This window comes from Pseudomonas sp. IT-P218, assembly GCF_949767605.1.
GTDB lineage: Bacteria > Pseudomonadota > Gammaproteobacteria > Pseudomonadales > Pseudomonadaceae > Aquipseudomonas > Aquipseudomonas putida_AE.
Genome location: NZ_CATKQQ010000022.1, coordinates 391539 through 407735, shown reverse-complemented (window position 1 = coordinate 407735; position 16197 = coordinate 391539). Strand labels below are relative to the sequence as shown.

General features: G+C 59.4%; 15 protein-coding genes. 6 read left to right on the top strand and 9 right to left on the bottom strand.

Annotated elements, in window-relative coordinates:
- Positions 1-48: 48 nt before the first annotated feature.
- On the top strand, positions 49-2736 hold the full coding sequence (locus ACM6I6_RS15935) for a LuxR C-terminal-related transcriptional regulator (RefSeq protein ID WP_414920209.1): 2688 nt from the start codon (positions 49-51) through the stop codon (positions 2734-2736).
- Between the two features lie 85 nt (positions 2737-2821).
- On the opposite strand, the gene ACM6I6_RS15930 is transcribed toward ACM6I6_RS15935, so the two are convergent.
- Positions 2822-3478, bottom strand: coding sequence for a TetR/AcrR family transcriptional regulator (locus ACM6I6_RS15930; RefSeq protein ID WP_274075260.1), 657 nt, complete (start codon positions 3476-3478; stop codon positions 2822-2824).
- A gap of 11 nt (positions 3479-3489) precedes the next feature.
- Positions 3490-4275 (bottom strand): enoyl-CoA hydratase/isomerase family protein, encoded by a 786-nt coding sequence (locus ACM6I6_RS15925; protein ID WP_274075261.1) that lies wholly within the window; start codon positions 4273-4275, stop codon positions 3490-3492.
- A 142-nt stretch (positions 4276-4417) separates the two neighbouring features.
- Between ACM6I6_RS15925 and ACM6I6_RS15920 the strand changes: the two genes are divergently transcribed.
- Both ACM6I6_RS15920 and ACM6I6_RS15915 read left to right on the top strand, forming a co-directional pair.
- Positions 4418-5560, top strand: coding sequence for an acyl-CoA dehydrogenase family protein (locus ACM6I6_RS15920; protein ID WP_414920208.1), 1143 nt, complete (start codon positions 4418-4420; stop codon positions 5558-5560).
- Positions 5557-6678 (top strand): acyl-CoA dehydrogenase family protein, encoded by a 1122-nt coding sequence (locus ACM6I6_RS15915; protein WP_414920207.1) that lies wholly within the window; start codon positions 5557-5559, stop codon positions 6676-6678. Before ACM6I6_RS15920 ends, ACM6I6_RS15915 begins: the two co-directional genes overlap by 4 nt.
- Before the next feature lie 41 nt (positions 6679-6719).
- Here the strand turns inward: ACM6I6_RS15915 and ACM6I6_RS15910 are convergent, their stop codons facing one another.
- On the bottom strand, positions 6720-7682 hold the full coding sequence (locus ACM6I6_RS15910; protein ID WP_414920206.1) for an enoyl-CoA hydratase/isomerase family protein: 963 nt from the start codon (positions 7680-7682) through the stop codon (positions 6720-6722).
- Between the two features lie 784 nt (positions 7683-8466).
- Here ACM6I6_RS15910 and ACM6I6_RS15905 point away from each other — a divergent pair.
- Entirely contained in the window at positions 8467-9282 is an 816-nt protein-coding gene (locus ACM6I6_RS15905) for a DUF1206 domain-containing protein (RefSeq protein ID WP_414920205.1), read from the top strand.
- 36 nt (positions 9283-9318) lie between these two features.
- Positions 9319-9561 (top strand): hypothetical protein, encoded by a 243-nt coding sequence (locus ACM6I6_RS15900; RefSeq protein ID WP_323609208.1) that lies wholly within the window; start codon positions 9319-9321, stop codon positions 9559-9561.
- Positions 9562-9846: 285 nt separating this feature from the next.
- On the opposite strand, the gene ACM6I6_RS15895 is transcribed toward ACM6I6_RS15900, so the two are convergent.
- The 6 genes from ACM6I6_RS15895 to ACM6I6_RS15870 all read right to left on the bottom strand — a co-directional run bounded on the left by ACM6I6_RS15895 (position 9847) and on the right by ACM6I6_RS15870 (position 15623).
- Positions 9847-11634, bottom strand: a complete 1788-nt coding sequence (locus ACM6I6_RS15895; protein WP_414920204.1) for a thiamine pyrophosphate-requiring protein — start codon at positions 11632-11634, stop codon at positions 9847-9849.
- 110 nt (positions 11635-11744) lie between these two features.
- Complete coding sequence (gene cydB / locus ACM6I6_RS15890) at positions 11745-12746, bottom strand: cytochrome d ubiquinol oxidase subunit II (protein ID WP_414920203.1); 1002 nt, start codon at positions 12744-12746, stop codon at positions 11745-11747.
- A 12-nt stretch (positions 12747-12758) separates the two neighbouring features.
- A complete protein-coding gene (locus ACM6I6_RS15885; RefSeq protein ID WP_414920202.1) occupies positions 12759-14135 on the bottom strand; it encodes a cytochrome ubiquinol oxidase subunit I in 1377 nt (458 codons plus the stop codon).
- 4 nt (positions 14136-14139) lie between these two features.
- On the bottom strand, positions 14140-14586 hold the full coding sequence (locus tag ACM6I6_RS15880; RefSeq protein WP_274075271.1) for a DUF421 domain-containing protein: 447 nt from the start codon (positions 14584-14586) through the stop codon (positions 14140-14142).
- Positions 14587-14594: 8 nt separating this feature from the next.
- A complete protein-coding gene (locus ACM6I6_RS15875; protein ID WP_274075272.1) occupies positions 14595-15113 on the bottom strand; it encodes a hypothetical protein in 519 nt (172 codons plus the stop codon).
- A gap of 9 nt (positions 15114-15122) precedes the next feature.
- Positions 15123-15623 (bottom strand): CinA family protein, encoded by a 501-nt coding sequence (locus ACM6I6_RS15870; protein WP_274075273.1) that lies wholly within the window; start codon positions 15621-15623, stop codon positions 15123-15125.
- 268 nt (positions 15624-15891) lie between these two features.
- On the opposite strand from ACM6I6_RS15870, the gene ACM6I6_RS15865 reads away from it, so the two are divergent.
- Positions 15892-16170: a hypothetical protein gene (locus tag ACM6I6_RS15865; protein ID WP_323609215.1), complete on the top strand. Its 279-nt coding sequence runs from the start codon at positions 15892-15894 to the stop codon at positions 16168-16170.
- Positions 16171-16197 lie beyond the last annotated feature (27 nt).

Below are 16197 nucleotides of genomic sequence, written 5' to 3'. Positions count from 1 at the left end.
ATACTAGAAAGGGCCGCACCGGCGCGACGACAACCAAAGGTAGGATGCATGGAAGGTTTTGAACATAGTTCCAACGAACCAGCACAGGGAGCAACGCCGCCCATTCGCGCGGGTAAATTCCTCGCGCCGGCCAACCTGTCGGGTCAATTGGAACGTTCGACCTTGCTTGACCAGCTGCAACCCCGGGATGGTTTGCGGCTTGTCCTGATCAGTGCTGGCCCCGGCTACGGCAAGACCACGCTGTTGCAGCAATACCGCGAACGTTGCCTGGCCGAAGGCCGGCGCGTGTTGTGGTGCAACCTCGACGCCTTGGACAATGATCCGCAGCGCTTGACCCAGGTACTGCTCACCGGCCTGCGCGATATCGGCTTGATCGAGGCTGGCGACACCCCCCCGGCCGACAGCAGTCCGGCGCAACGTGAGCATTGGCTGCTCGAGCACATCGCCGCGAGCAATGGGGCGTTCACCCTGCTGATGGACGAATTCGAAGTCCTTGATCACCCGCCGGCCCTCGAATTTATCCAGCAGCTGCTCAAGGCGTTACCCATGGGCGCGACCCTGGCCATCGCATCGCGTACCACCCCGGACATCAATCTGGGCCGATTGCGCGCCCGGGGCGAACTGTTGGAGATCGGCACCGATTCGCTGTGCCTGAGCGCTGACGAGACCGCCACCTACATCTTGCAAAAGCGCCAATTGCCCTTGGACCTGGCCGATATCGACAACCTGCACGAGCGCACCGAAGGCTGGATTTCCGGGATTTTCCTGGCCACCCTGTCCTTGCAAAGACACGGCGATCCTGCCGCGTTCATCGCCTCCTACAACGGTTCGAACCCGGCATTGGCGGAGTATTTCGGCGAAGACGTGCTGGCCCGGCAAACCGGGCAATTGCAGCAATTCCTGTTAGAGACCAGCGTCCTGACACGATTCTGTCCAGCCTTGTGCGATGCCGTCACAGGTCGCCACGACAGCCAGTCGATGATCGAGGCACTGGAGCGGGCCAACCTGTTCGTGATTGCAACGGACGACCAGCGCCAATGGTTTCGCTATCACCCGCTGTTCGCCGATTTTCTCCTGCAAACCCTCAAGCGACACCCGGGCCAGTTCGAGCAGCAGCATCAAAAGGCCGCGAGTTGGTACTTCGCCAAAGAGCGGCCGGTAGAAGCCCTTGAACATCTGTTCACCGCCCACGCCGTTGACGAAGCTGCCACGCAACTGGTGCTGCACATCGACGAACTGGTGGAAAACGGCCATGCCAGCCTGTTGATGCGCTGGCTTTCGCGCATTCCCGTGGAGATCCGCGATGTGCATCCTCGCCTGGGCATTGCCTACGCCTGGGCACTGCTGCATGCGCGTCGCCACAAGGACGCATTGCAGGTCCTGGAAAACCCGGCGCTGGCGGCAGAGCACCACTATGTTCACCCACTGTTGCTGTTGATCGGCGACCGTGTCGATGAAGCCCTGGTGGCGGCTACCGAGCTGTTGTTGCAGCTAGGCCCCGGGGACAAATTGCAGTATCGAGTCACGGCGTTTGTGCAAATCTGCTCGCTGTTCTACACCGGCCACTTCGACGAAGCGCGCAAAAAGCTCGGCAGTGCCGGGCTGCGCGAGGCTCAACAGGAGTCGACCTACCTGCGCGATGTCACCGATGCGCTGCAAGCGATGCTCGACCTGACCCAGGGGCAACTCGACAGCGCCCTGACCCGCGCGGACACGGCCATGCGCCGCAGTCGCGAGACCCTGGCGGGTACGCCACCGGTGGGGTATCCGGTCCTGCAAACCATCCATTGCGTGGTGCTCTACGAAACGGACGCGGTCGATGAAGCACGACGACGACTCACGGAGTTGCTGCCCTATGCCCGGGAACACGCGGCACCGGATTCGTTGATCAGCACCCATGTGCTATTGGCCCGCCTCGCCTACCTGCACGGCGACCGTCCGGCCTGGATGCGTTATCTGGCCGACCTCGATCAGTTGGGCCAGTTGGCCGGTTCTACGCGCATCCTCTGTTCGACCTGGCTGGAACGAGCGCGTGTCGCCACCCTGGAAAATCGCCTGGATACCGCCGATCACGCGATGCGCGCCGCCGAGCAGCTGAGTGACTGGGAACAACCGGGCGTGACATTGAGCGCCAATGACGTCGACACGCCTTTCATCGCGCGTCAGCGCCTGCGTATCGCGCAAGGTGATACCGCTTGCGTCGAAACCTTGCGTCAGGCCATGGATCAAGCACTTCAACGACACCAGCATCGTCGGGCCTTGAAGCTGCGTTTGTTGCTGATCCTCGCACTCGACGGCGCGAAACAGCACAAAGAGGCGCTTGAACATTTGACGGCAGCCTTGCGCTTGGCCAGCCACGTCGGGTTTATCCGCACCTTTCTCGATGAAGGCGCACCGTTGGCGGCTGTGCTGGAGCGTTGGTCGGTGACCTTTCATGGCCAGGAAGAGGCGTTGGGTATTCGCCCAGGCTTCGTCGCCCAGTTGTTGCAGGGTGAGAGCAGCAGCAAGAAAGCCGAGCCCAAGCGCGAAGACGAGGCACAAACCAACCTCTCGAACCGTGAACTGCAGGTGGTGCGCTTGCTGGCGCTGGGTTACCGCAACCGGGAAATCGCCGAAAAGATGTTTCTCTCAGAGCTGACGGTGAAATCACACTTGCGCAAGATCAACAGCAAACTCGGTGCCGGTGGTCGTACCGAAGCGGTATCGATCGCCCGGGCCCAGGGCCTGCTGGACTGAACGCGCCAACGATGACGCGTATTGTCTGAATGACCGAGTCGCTTGCGCGCTTTTCGTCGGAGCGCCGCCCGGAGCAAGCTCGCTCCTACAAGGGGGTACGCAAGGTATTCGCCAATGCATGCTCGATAAAGGCCAACATCTGCGTGTGCACTAACTCCAGGTCAACGGCCGATGGGTTCAGCAGGATCTGGAGCATCATGCCGCGCAAAACGCCCAGGAACAGCAAGGCCCCCGTCATGGGGTCCACGTCCGGGCGGATCTCGCCCTTATCGATGCCTTCGCTGATGTAGCGCGCCAGATGCTTTTGCACCGAGAGGTTGTACTCGGCGAGGACCTGCACGGTTTCCGAGTCCTGGGTCACGGCCTCCGACATCAGGGCCAACAGCGCACGGGTATTGACCCAGTCGCCGTCCGGGCGCGCCAGATAGACACTGACAAATCCCTTGAGCGCATCTATCCCCGGGCGCCACTGCGGCGACCGGGCCTGCACCAGTTCCATGAATGTCGAATTGACGAAACCCGCCAGGGCACGCAGCAGACCGGCCTTGTTGCCGAAATGGTGAGTCGCCAGACCACGGCTGTAGCCCGCCTCCTCGCCCACCTCCGATAGCGTCATGCCGACCCAACCCTTGCGCGCGACGATTTGTCGGGCAGCGATCAGCAGCCGCTGTTCGGCTTCGGCGCGACGCTCCAGTTGAGTGCGCCGCGACGTCGGCTGGGTGGTTTTTTCAACGGGTTCCATCGGGCAATTCCTTACTGTCCTGTAAACACGGGCGTGCGACGTTCCGCCATGGCGCGGGTGCCTTCGGCAAAATCGGCGCTGACGATCTGCCATTCCTGCTCGGACGCCTCGCGATCGATAATCCGGTCAACCGCATCGGCCAGGCCCATGCGCAGGGTTTCGCGACTGGACATGACCGCGCCCGGTGCCGACGCGGCGATTTCCTCGGCTAGCTCACGAGCCTTTTGCCGCTCCGTGCCCGGCTCTGCCAACACATCGGCCAAACCGATTCGCACCGCTTCACGGCCATCGATGCGGCGTCCGGTGGCGATCAGCAGCGAGGCCATTTGCGGGCCGACCAGACGCGGCATGGTAACCGAAATCCCGAAGCCTTGATGAATGCCCAGCCGGTTGAAATTGGCCGAGAACCGCGCTTTTTCGCTGGTGACGCGAAAGTCCGCGACCAGCGCCAAGCCCAGGCCTCCGCCGATCGCGGCGCCCTCGACCACACAGATCAGCGGCTTGCGATTGCGAAACAGGCGCACGGCCGACTTGTAGACACGGCGCGGGTATTGCGGGTCGCGCTGGTCGGCGCCAGAGAAATCAGCGCCGGCGCAAAACACCTTGCCTTCAGCCTGTAGCACGACCACCCGGCACTGCGGCAAGTCATCGAGATATTGCAGGGCGTCGGCCAGGTCATTGATCAGTTCGGCATCGAAAAAATTCAGTGGCGGACGATTGAAATCGAGGGTCGCGACATGGCCTTCAAGGCCCAGTGTCAGGCCGCGGCCGGGGGTAAAGGAGGTATCGGTCGACATGAAAGCTCCGGGTCTTGGCGGTTTTCAAGGGTGGCAGCGGCTTGATTCGCTGCCAAGGTTGCTGTTAGCTTATTTACTTGTTGGGCGTTCAGCAAGTAAGAAAAACAAGACCATCAACCACTTTCCACATGAGCGAAAAGCCATGCAGGCACTCGATATCCGTCCCTGTCAATTGGACGCCAAAACCCTGGCTTTACGGACCGAAGTGCGCGAATTCATCGCCGAGGCACTAAAGGACTACCCGGCCCACGAACGGGCGAAAAACTGGAATGGCGCCGACCCTGAATTCAGCCGCAAGCTGGGCGAGCGCGGATGGCTGGGCATGACTTGGCCCAAGCGCTATGGCGGCCACGAACGCAGTGCCCTGGAGCGTTATGTGGTGCTTGAGGAGCTGCTCGCCGCTGGCGCGCCGGTCAATGCGCACTGGATCGCCGAGCGTCAATCGGGTCCGCTGCTGATGAAGTTTTCCCCGGATGTGCTGGCGCCACGGCTGATGCCGGCCATCGCACGCGGCGAGCTGCTGTTCTGCATTGGCATGAGCGAGCCGAATGTCGGCTCCGACCTGGCGTCGGTCCAGACCCGGGCGGTCAAGACCGAAGGCGGCTGGATCGTCAACGGCAGCAAGGTCTGGACCACCGGTGCCCACCGCTGCCACTACATGGTCACCCTCCTGCGAACCGGGCCCAGGGATGACAGCAATCGCCATGGGGGCCTGTCGCAACTGTTGATCGACATGCGCGCCCCCGGCGTCACGGTTCGCCCGATCTACAACATGCTGGGTGAGCACGACTTCAACGAAGTGTTCCTCGATGACGTGTTTGTTCCCGACGACTTCGTCATCGGTCAGCCTGGCGATGGCTGGAAGCAGGTCGGTGCCGAACTGGCGCTCGAACGCAGCGGCCCGGAACGCTACCTGAGCAGCACCCAGTTGTACCTGGAAATGCTTGACGCCGCCGATCCACAGAACTCGCGCCACAGCGTCAGCCTCGGCCGAGTTGCCGCGCGCTACGCGGTGCTGCGGCAGATGTCGCTGGGCGTCGCCGGCATGCTCGCCCGTGGCGACAACCCGGCGACCCCGGCAGCGCTGGTCAAGGACCAGGGTGCCTTGCTCGAACAATCCCTGCCCGACCTTGCCCATGACCTGTTTGGCGGCACCCGCCAACCCGGTTCCCGACTTGACCAGGTGATGCGTTACCTGACCCAGACCGCCCCGTCGTTTTCCCTGCGTGGCGGCACCCGCGAAATTCTTCGCGGCATCATTGCCAGAGGATTAGGACTGCGATGAACCAGGCCACCCACTATCAAGCGCCGGACGACAGCGCTCCATCGCAATTGCAATCGATCATCGCCGACAGCGTCGAGCGCCTGTTCGCCGAACAGATCACCTCTGAGGTGCTGGCCCGTTTCGATGCCGGGCACGCCGCGACAGCGTTGTGGCAACAGGTGGTCGAGCAAGGCCTGCCTGGCGCCTTGATGGCCGAAGAAGCCGGGGGCAGCGCGGCCAGTTGGCTGGAAGTCAGTCCGGTACTGCGGGCCATTGGTTACTGGAACGCACCCCTGCCGTTGAGCGAAACCATGCTCGCTTCGATGCTGCTGGCCCGAGCTGGCCTGCAAGTGCCCGAAGAGCCCATCACGCTGATTCAGAACGGTCGCCTCGGTGAGCTGGCCTTGTCTGCGGATGGCCATCTCGACGGCCGCACATTCAATGTGCCGTGGGCCCGCAGCTGTCGCTGGGCCGTGGTAGCCGATGGCACGGGACAAGTTGCGCTGGTGGACCTGCGTCAGGCCAATGTCAGCCTGGAGGCCGGCAGCAATTTTGCCGGCGAAGAGCGCGATACCCTGCACTTCGCCAACGCTCGCGTTCACACCAGCGGCCAATTGCAGATAGCGGATGTGCAGGAACCTGTCTGGGTGTTTGGTGCATTGATCCGAGCTTGCGCGTTGGTCGGTGCATTGGAGTCGAGCCTGGACAAGGCTGTCAGCTACGCCAACGAGCGCGTCCAGTTCGGCAAGGCCATCGGTAAATTCCAGGCGATCCAGCAGCAATTGGCGCAGATGGCCGGTGCCATTGGTGCCGCGCGCATGGCGACTCAAGTGGCGTTGCGCAGCGCTTGCGACGCCTTGCAGGCCGAACCCGGGTGCCGTAGCAGCCTCGCGTTCGATGTAGCGGTGGCCAAAGTCTGCGCCGGCGAGGCCGCCACCCTGGCTACCTCGATTGCGCATCAGGTTCATGGCGCCATCGGCTTCACCCACGAGCACACCCTGCATTTCAGCACCCGGCGCCTGTGGTCGTGGCGCGATGAATTCGGCAGCGATTCGCAGTGGGCTGAAGTCCTCGGCCAAGCGGCGATAGCGGCCGGTGGCAAGGGCTTCTGGGCAGGACTGACACAGCGCCAGTTCTGACAACAGGCATTGCCCGGCGACGGGCAATGCCCCTCACACGCTCACTTCGCGACCGGCCATTGATACAGTGCCGGTTCTTTGCGCATGAACCGTGCGGCGGCTTGCTGGACATACGGCGAACTCATTGCCACGGCCTGGGCGTTCGTTTCGGCATCCAGCTGCGCCGCCAGGTCAACCTCGAAGGAGCGCGACAGCAAGCGTTTAGTCAGGCCAAACGCGACCGTCGACAGATTGCTCATGCTGCGCGCCAGTTCTTCTGCGCGGGCGCGAAACCGGTCGGCGGGATGCACTTCAAGGGCAATACCCAGCGCCAGTGCCTCTTGCGCGCAAACTTCGCGCGCGGAATAGATAATTTCCCTGGCCTTGGGCAGGCCAACGATGCGCGGCAAGGTATAGGATGCGCCCATATCCGGGACCAGGCCGATCCGGGCAAAGGCCATGCAGAAGCGTGCGCGTTGCGAAGCGATCACAAAATCTGCGGCCAGCGCCAGGCTGAAGCCGGCACCGAATGCGACGCCATCGACCGCTGCGATCACGGGTCGATCGAAGTTCGCCAATTCGCCAAGCAAGCGGTTGTAATGATCCATGCGCTGGAGAACATCGATCGCTGCGAAGCCGTCACCCATCTTGCTGACGTCGGCACCCGAACAGAAATCGCTACCGGCGCCCGTCAACAACAACGCCTTGACCTCTGGATTGGTGCGAAGGCTCACCAGCACTTCGCGTAACTCATCGGCCATCTGCCCAGTGAGTGCATTCTTACGCTCGGCTCGCATCAATGTCAGGGTCGCCAGGCCATCTTCTATGGATAATTCAAGGTTATTGGACATGTGATCCCATTGGGCCCGCGCGGTTTGCAGGTCGCGCTCGAGCTCATCTGTGGTTTGGATGGACCGCTTGCAACGTTGCCGGGAGAATCGGCATCCGTTGCCAGCCAATGAAGTGCTGTCAAACGGTAAGGAGCGAATGCGTCGAGCAGTACTCCCTGAAAAGGGTGGGAGCATTGATTTGCCCCCGCCTGCCCCACCCCGCTGGTCACTCAACCTGGATGTTGAAGCTGATGCCCTCATCGCCAGCTAGCTCCCACAGGGATCTGTGGTGGCTGCAGGACTTGCGTACGCTGAAGATCACACTGAGGGAGCCAGCCTGCTGGCGATCGCGTCGGGTCAGTCAACCTGGATGTTGAAGCTGATGCCCTCATCGCCAGCAGGCTAGCTCCCACAGGGATCTGTGGTGGCTGCAGGACTTGCGTACGCTGTAGATCACACTGTGGGAGCCAGCCTGCTGGCGATCGCGTCGGGTCAGTCAACCTGGATGTTAAAGCTGATGCCCTCATCGCCAGCAGGCTAGCTCCCACAGAGATCTGTGGTGGCTGCAGGACTTGCGTACGCTGAAGATCACACTGTGGGAGCCAGCCTGCTGGCGATCGCGTCGGGTCAGTCAACCAGGATGTTGAAGCTGATGGCCTCATCGCCAGCAGGCTAGCTCCCACAGGGATCTGTGGTGGCTGCAGGACTTGCGTACGCTGTAGATCACACTGTGGGAGCCAGCCTGCTGGCGATGGCGTCGGGTCAGTCAACCTGGATGTTGAAGCTGATGGCCTCATCCCCAGCAAGCTAGCTCCCACAGGGATCTGTGGTGGCTGCAGGACTTGCGTACGCTGAAGATCACACTGTGGGAGCCAGCCTGCTGGCGAGGCGTCGGGTCAACATCGTCGAAACGAGTCGGTTTATCGAACCCCTCCCGAAGCGAAAGGTCTGATCCTGTATACCTCCTCGGAATAATCCAATGTCCGCTCAACACACCCTTGTCGTACTCGCTCGGGGCGGATATGCCGCTCGGGGCGTCCTGTATCTGATCATAGGTATCTTCGCTCTGCTGGCGGCTCAAGACTCGACAAAACCCAAGGACAGTCACAAAAGCCTGGAAGCGTTGTTAAGCCAGCCTTTCGGTTATGTGCTGGTAGGACTGGTGGTGGCGGGCCTGATCGCTTTCGCCGGGTGGCGAATATTGCAAGCCATTCGCGACGTCGATCATCACGGTTCGAAGCTCAAGGGGTTGGTGATTCGTGCAGGATTGTTGGCGGGAGGTTTGATCAACGGCGCTCTTGCGTTTTTTGCATTGGGCCTGCTCATCAGCGGCGTCAGAAGCTCAGGCAATTCCGCAGGTGGCGAGACATCGGATCTACTGGCCCATCTTTTGTCCTGGGATCACTCAAACGTGCTGGTCTACCTCGTGGCGCTGGTCCCACTCGGCGTAGGCATTGCTCACATCATCAAGGGATGGAAGGCCTCGTTCGAGAAGTATTTTGAGGCTGATGAGGACGTGATGCGCTACGTACGACCGGTGGCTCGTTTCGGACTCATAGCCCGAGGCGTGGTGTTTATCGAGATAGCCCTGCTGCTGGCAATCAGCGGCTCCCGTTATAAAACCGCTGATCCTCCAGGCATGAAGGAGGCCCTTGATGCGCTCCAGAACCTGCCAGCCGGGGTTTTGATCCTGATGGTGATGGCATTTGGTTTGATTGCCTTTTCGGCTTACAGCTTTTCCGAGGCTGCCTGGCGCAAGATAAACATGGATGTGCCGGGAGTATCGGGATCCTAATCGCTACGGGATGGCATTCAGAAGGAGGTAAGGCGTTTGGCCTATCTTGATTGGGTTCAATGGCCGGCGATGGTTGTCACTGTGCTGGCCGCATGGCTGATCGGATCTCAGCAGCCAAAAAGGCGAATGATCGGGTTCGTTTGTTTCAGCTTAAGCAATGTGTTGTGGGTGATTTGGGGCCTGTATGCACACGCCTACGCGCTGATCGTCCTGCAGATTTGCCTCTTCCTCATGAACCTTCGCGGGTTTAAAAAGAACTATAAAGGCCAGTATAACTAGTGTTCCCGGGACGTTCGGGAGCCGTAAAGATTCTTTCTGAACCCTCGGGCATTCATGCCCAGGAGTACACACTCAAGGACGATCAACGCCTGAGCGTTGGAGTGTAGCCCCCAAACAACCCACAAAACATTGCTCACGATGAAGCCCCAAAAGGCGATCATCCGCCGACGTGGTCGTTGCGAACCAATGAACCAGGCCGAGATCACTGTCACAATCATCGCGGGCCATTGCAGCAAATCGGCGTATTCCAAGGTATTTCCCTCCGCTCGCTCCAGCAGGCGCCTCTTATTTCTTGTGCGGTAGCACCGCTCCCAATACCTGCTTGGCGGTTTGCAAGATCACCCCGGCCTCGTTCGGGTCACCCTTGAGCAACGTCGTGGCAAACTTTTTCGCCTGTTCGAGCTTGATGTGTGGCGGCAACGGCGGCACGTCGGGATCGGTCTTGAACTCGATCAGCACCGGAACATCCGAGGCCAGCGCCTGTTCCCAGGCGGCGGCGACGTCTTCCTCGCGGTCTACGAAAATTCCTTTCAGCCCAATCGAAATGGCGAACAGGTGGTACGGCACGTCTGGAATGCTTTGCGATGCCTCGAACTTCGGATCCCCCTCCATCACCCGTTGCTCCCAGGTGACCTGATTGAGGTCCTCGTTGTTGAACACCGCACAGATCCATTTTGGGCTTTCCCACTGTTGCCAGTATTTGGCGACGGTGATCAGCTCGGCCATGTTGTTCATCTGCATGGCACCATCACCCACCAGCGCAATCACCGTGCGTTCGGGAAACGCAAACTTCGCCGCAATCGCATAGGGCACCGCTGCGCCCATTGAGGCCAATCCGCCGGAAAGCGAGCACTTCATGCCGCGACGAATTTTCAGATCGCGGGCATACCAGTTGGCGCACGAACCGGAGTCGCTGGTGATGATCGCCCGCTCCGGCAAACGAGGTGACAGCTCGTAGACCACCCGTTGTGGATTGATCGGTTTGGCTTTGACCATGGCGCGTTTTTCCAGGGTCTTCTCCCAACTACCGCGCCAGCCTTCGACTTTTTTGCGCCATTTGCGTTCGGTTTTCTGTTCGAGCAACGGCAGCAATGCAGCAAGTGTTTCTGCAGCATCGCCCACCAGGTTGACCTCCATGGGATAACGCAAGCTGAGCATGTCCGGTTGCAAGTCGATCTGCACGCCGTGCGCCTGCCCTTCTTTGGGCAAGAACTCGGAATACGGGAAGCCCGAGCCGATCATCAGCAAGGCGTCGCATTCGCTCATCAGCTTGTAACTGGGCTCGGTGCCGAGCAAACCGATACTGCCGGTGACCCAGGGTAAATCGTCGGGCAGTGCGGCTTTACCGAGCAACGCCTTCGCCACACCGGCGCCAAGCTTCTCCGCCACCGCAATCACTTGATCGGTGGCCTGCAGTGCGCCGGCCCCAACCAGGATCGCGACCTTTTGACCCGCGTTCAAAACGTCTGCCGCTCGCTGCAGGTCCGCCTCGTAAGGCACCACTCTCGGCTTGCTGTAACCAACGCCCGAATGCGCCGTGCCATGGGCACGGGCCGGCGCCTCATACTCAAGATCTTGCACATCATTGGGCAGAATGATTGCCGTCACGCGCCGTAAACCGATGGCAGTGCGCACGGCCCGATCGATCAAGTGCCGTATTTGCGCCGGCGCCGAAGCCTGCTGGACAAAGGCTCCGGCGACATCCTTGAACATCGACAACAAATCCAGCTCTTGCTGGTAATGGCTGCCCAGCGCCGTGCGCGCCTGCTGGCCGACGATGGCCAGCACTGGCATGTGATCCATCCGGGCGTCGTAAAGCCCAGTGATCAAGTGCGATGCGCCAGGGCCCGAAGTGGCAATGCACACGCCCAACTCACCGGTGAACTTGGCATGCGCCGACGCCATGAAGGCAGCCATTTCCTCATGCCTGGCCTGAACGAATTCAATCTTCCCCTTGGCCCGGCTCAGCGCTCCGAACACGCCATTGATGCCATCACCTGGATAACCAAAGATCCGGGTCACACCCCATTCGCTAAGCCGTTCAATCAGAAAGTCGCCCACTGTCGTCGTCATGTCGTTCCTCGCCTTCAACCCGTGCATCGAGCATTTCCGACAGAACATCCCGTCGGAACGTGTAAGGGTCTGGACACTCGGGTGCAGATCGAAGTTCTGCCGGATGTCAGTCAGTCGCGTTGAACTCGAACCTTCCCGCTAAAGACGCTGAAGCCATAGGTGTTGTAGATGAGCGTTACCGGGATCAGCACCGCGAAACCGACCAGCATGAAGATCTGGCTGTTGGGGCTTGAGGCAGCCGCCTGCAAGGTCAGCTGCGGCGGCACGATCATTGGAAAGAGCGCCGCGATCATCAATGCAAACGCCACTATGAAAACGCCCAATGCACAGAACAGTGGCAGAAAATGACGACAGCTTCGAAACCCCAGGACAAAACCAATCGGCAGTGCAACCAGCAGCGTCATGGCCGGCATCCACACCAGGGGATCTGCCAGCCGTTGTGCATAGCGAGTATCCAAAGTCGCCGTCCAGGCCACCAACAGGCTCAACAACACGATGGTGACGGCCGCCAGCCTCTTCGCCTGCAAGCTGGATCGCCTCTGGAGTTCCCCTACGGTGCGCCAATAGAGCCAGCAAGCCCCCAACCATGTATACCCCACCACGAGTACTGCACCACAGAACAGTGGGAACACGTTGAGCCACTCCGCGCCATCACCACTGTATTGGCCGCCATGATTCGGCACACCTTGTACGAGGGTTCCCAAGATGATTCCCTGTGTCCCGCCGGCCAGCAATGAACCGCACGACAGTAATCCATCGACCAGGCGCTTGAGGCCATCGCTGCGGGCGTAATCACGAAATTCCAACGCAACGGCGCGAAGAATCAGCGCCAGAAACATCAAGATAAATGGCCAATAAAGCGCCGGAAGCAGGATGGCGTAAGCCAATGGGAACAACGCCAGCAGACCGCCTCCTCCCAGCACCAGCCACGTTTCGTTGGCATCCCAGATCGGCAAGATTGTCACGGCCATCGCCCGTCGATCCTTACCGCAAGGCGTAAGGCCCATCAGCACCCCGACGCCCAGATCAGTGCCGTCGAGCAGCACATAGTTCATCACCGAGAAGGCCAGGGCCGCGGCAGAAAGCAGAACGATCCAATCAGTGTCCGGCATGGATTGCGCTCCTCAGGATTGCCCTGTCTCGTCTGCCAGCGTCGGTTGCGGCCCGGCTTCACCCTTTCGCGGTGGCTCGCGCAAAATTCGCAACAGCACCCAGAGACCGATACCGAAGATCAGCAGGTAAAACACCAGGATCGTCCACGTCGCGCCTATCACCTGCTGGCGCGACACCGACGACAGGCTGTCAGCTGTGCGCAGCAAGCCATAGACGGTGAAAGGCTGGCGACCTACCTCTGTCACTACCCAGCCACAAAGCATCGCGAGGAATCCAGCCGGGGCCATCAGCACACACCCGCGCAGCATCCAACGCGCGGTGTACACCCTATGGCGCCAGCGCAACACCAAACTGGTCAGCCCCTGCCCCACCATCAACAGCCCCAGACCCACCATGAACCGAAACGCGAAAAACACAATCGGCACCGGCGGAATGTTTTCGGGAGGGAATTCGTCCAGCGCGGCGATGGTGCCCGTCAGATCGTGCCGCAGGTACAAAGAGCCAACACGAGGAATCGCCACTTCCCAATGATTACGACGTTCGGTCATGTCGGGAATGGCAAACAGTCGCAACGGTTCACCCGCGCCGTCAGGCGGACGCGTCCACGAGCCTTCAATAGCAGCAACCTTCAGAGGTTGGACCTTGAGACTGTGTTGCCCATGCAAATCGCCCACCAGGATTTGCAGAGGTGAGAGTACGACGATCATCCACAACGCCATGGAAAACTGAAGGCGTGCTCTAGGGTTTTCCGGCTGCCGCATCAGTTGCCAGGCGCTGATACCGGCCACCAGGGTGGCGGTGCCGAGAAATGCCGCCAGCGTCATGTGGGCCAGCCGATAGGGAAACGATGGATTGAAAATGATCGCCCACCAGTCCTCGGCCATGAAGCGGCCATCAGGGCCCAGGGTGTAACCGGCGGGCGTCTGCATCCAGGAGTTGGCCGACAGGATCCAGAACGCGCTAATCAATGAGCCCACGGCAACCGCACAGGTGGCGAAGAAATGCAGACGAGGGCCGACCTTCTTCAGGCCAAACAGCATGATGCCCAGGAAGCCCGCCTCCAGGAAAAAAGCGGCAAGCACTTCGTAGAACATCAACGGGCCCAGGATATCGCCTGCCTGGGTGGACAGGCGCGACCAGTTAAGTCCGAACTGGTACTCCAGAATCAGACCCGACGCCGTGCCCACCGCCACATTGAGCGCGAATATCTTGAGCCAGTAGAGGTAAACATCCAGATAGATTTTTTGCCCGCGCCACAGCCAGAGACCTTCCAGCACCATCAAAAAATTGGCCAGCCCGATGGTGAGTGCAGCCAACACGATATGAAAGCTTATGGTGATCGCAAACTGAGCACGCGCAGCCATCAGCGCCGAATCAACGGTGTCCATGCCCTCAACGCTCTAACGGGATGACAGAAATCTTGCCGTTACGCTCCAGGATCGCAAACTTGATCTGGTCAATGGTTTCTATGCCTTGGCTTGAGCGGGCCGCTTCCATCACATCTGCTTCGACCAGCCGGGCATGTCGTAGGCGCTTACTTAAAAGCTTTCCGTTTTCAACGATGATGGTAGGACCGCCATCAATGAGTTTTGACACCCAGCCCGAGCGCTGCTTGAGCAGTGAAAGGCCGACATCGATGGCGATCAACGTGACGATCACCAGGACAGAATTTGTCAGGGAAAAGTCATCCCCCAGCAATGCCTGCTGCGTGGCTTCGCCAATGATCATCAACAACACAAAATCGAATGTCGTCAGTTCCGCCAGTGAACGCCTGCCGGCGATCTTGAACAGCACCATCAACACCAGATACATCGCGAAGGCACGCAATACCGAATCCATATATCACCTCAAGGGAAAATGAATTGATCCATGGCCACAGGTGCCGCGCCTGGTGATAACACGCGGGTACTGAACAGTCCCAATCCGTCACCACGCAACGTCATATACAGATTCGCACGTCCTTGGGCATCCGCTTGCAGCCATAGCTTCATACCCTCCCCGCCACTGCTGGCGCGGCCTGGCTCCGGCAGCATTGATTCGATGCTGAAACCATCCAGTAACGCCCCGGAGAGCTCGAGCTCGACCATCGCATCCGGCGCGCCGACTACACTGATCACCATTGGATTGGTCGAACCGTTACGGTGAAAAACCTCGTACTGCACTCTGAGTCTGCCATCGCTGCCCTTGACGTCTCGGGAGCTCATCGGCCCGCGTGAGAACATTCCGCATAATCCCAGCACAACCAACAGCACCAACACGTACCAACCGCATCGCTCGAACCGCCAAACCTTGATCTGACAGGCCATGTCTTCACGAACGGGGTAGTCTCGGTTCTTGTAGTCGTCGTGGCTGCCTTTATCGCTCATGGCATGTTCCTACCCTCGTTCACCCGCCAGTGCACGGCGGTGGAAGTCCGGTAAATGCTTCAACGCGTATTCGGCGGCTTGGCGCTGCACCTGGCAACGAGTGTCGAAAAAACGATGTTTATGACTGAACACACTTCGGCCCTGTTCCGATTGAAAAGCCCAGGCGAAGCAGACTGTTCCTGCCGGAATACCATCGATATCTTCCGGGCCCAGTATTCCAGTGGTCGCCACGGCAACATTGGCCGTGCTGTCGTACAACGCACCCAGGGCCATCTCTCGGGCGACCTCGCAGCTGGTGAGATTGAAGGTCTCGATGGTCTGGGGATTGACTCGCAATAGACGCTGCTTGGCTTCAGGGGAATAAACCACATAGCCACTTTCGATCAGCTCACCGCTTCCCTCGATCTCCGACAAAAGCGTCACAATTTTTCCTGCCGTACACGACTCTGCGGTTGTGAGTACAAGATTGTGCTCACGAAGGTAATCAACAATCCTGGCTGCAATGGACATCACATTTTTTCCGATGAGGTCTTCGCAGTTGACCCTTGCAAGGCTCGTTCATTCCAAGTTCTGCTCACGGGACATGTACTTCCCTGTTCCGAGCCAATTCACTGAGTGCCAAAAAAACAAGGCGATTTGTTAAGGCCAATAAAATCAATCACTTACCTTTACATGAAATAGCTTTGAATTTTTTCGTGCACTGCCACTCTATGAGCAAATGGAGGGGAATCCATTGATGGACTGCCTATTTTGTGAACAAACCAGTGTAGGAGGTTTCATGAGCGCGCAGCCAATTGAGTACTCTTTCGAGGTCTATGAGGAGTCTTTCGCTAATGCCCCTGTCTGGAGCGTTGAAGCAACAACGCCCTTCCCGGCTGTGTCGATAGGTGATCGTTTCAATCATCTGGGCCTTGAGGTTGCCTGGGGCAGAACGGCCTCCGAGGAAGAGGAATATCGAGTAGTCGACATCGACCATGTTTTTTCGAATAGCGCAGGCAAGCTTGCTTACAAAAGCAGGGTGAAACTGATGCTGACACACCGCAACCAGGTATTTTGAATAGCCTGGTCAACGCCGTGATGCCAG